This is a genomic window from Haloparvum sedimenti (assembly GCF_001462205.1).
GTDB classification, from domain to species: Archaea; Halobacteriota; Halobacteria; order Halobacteriales; family Haloferacaceae; genus Haloparvum; species Haloparvum sedimenti.
The window spans coordinates 1-488 of the sequence record NZ_LKIR01000008.1; the positions used below are offsets into that span (position 1 = coordinate 1).

General features: G+C 69.9%; 1 pseudogene. It reads left to right on the plus strand.

The window, feature by feature from the left end:
- Nucleotides 1-215: 215 nt before the first annotated feature.
- A pseudogene (locus AN233_RS17775) lies at nt 216-488 on the plus strand (hypothetical protein); the annotation flags it as partial.

The window sequence follows — 488 nt, forward strand, 5'->3', positions numbered from 1 at the left end:
TCCCAATTAGAGATGTGTTTAGTTAATGGTTTGTATCACGAGTTGTCGGATTCAACCCCGGGGTCAAGCCCCGGGGCATTCTCCTTGCATTCTGTAAATCCCGCCCCGGTCGTCGCCGCCCGCGGCCGCCTCTCCGTCACGCGCCCGCGGCCGCCTCAGCGTCGCCGTCCGCGCCCGACCCACAGGGTTATCTCCGCTCGTTGACACCCGGGCGTATGAACAGGCGAGAGGTGCTGCGGCGTTGCGGCGGGGTCACGGCCGCGAGAGCGGTCGGTGTGACCGGGGCGGTCGGAACCGTCGGCGCGGCGGGCTGCCTGGGCGCGCCGGCCGCGGCCGACTTCTCCGAGGGGTTCGAGGACGGCCTCGGCGACTGGGAGACGGACGCCGCCATCGGCCCGGAGGTCGCCATCGCCGACTTCGAGTGGGAGGTCGACATCTCCGAGGAGGAGGCGTTCGCCGGCGACCGCTCGCTCCGGGTCTGGAACGAG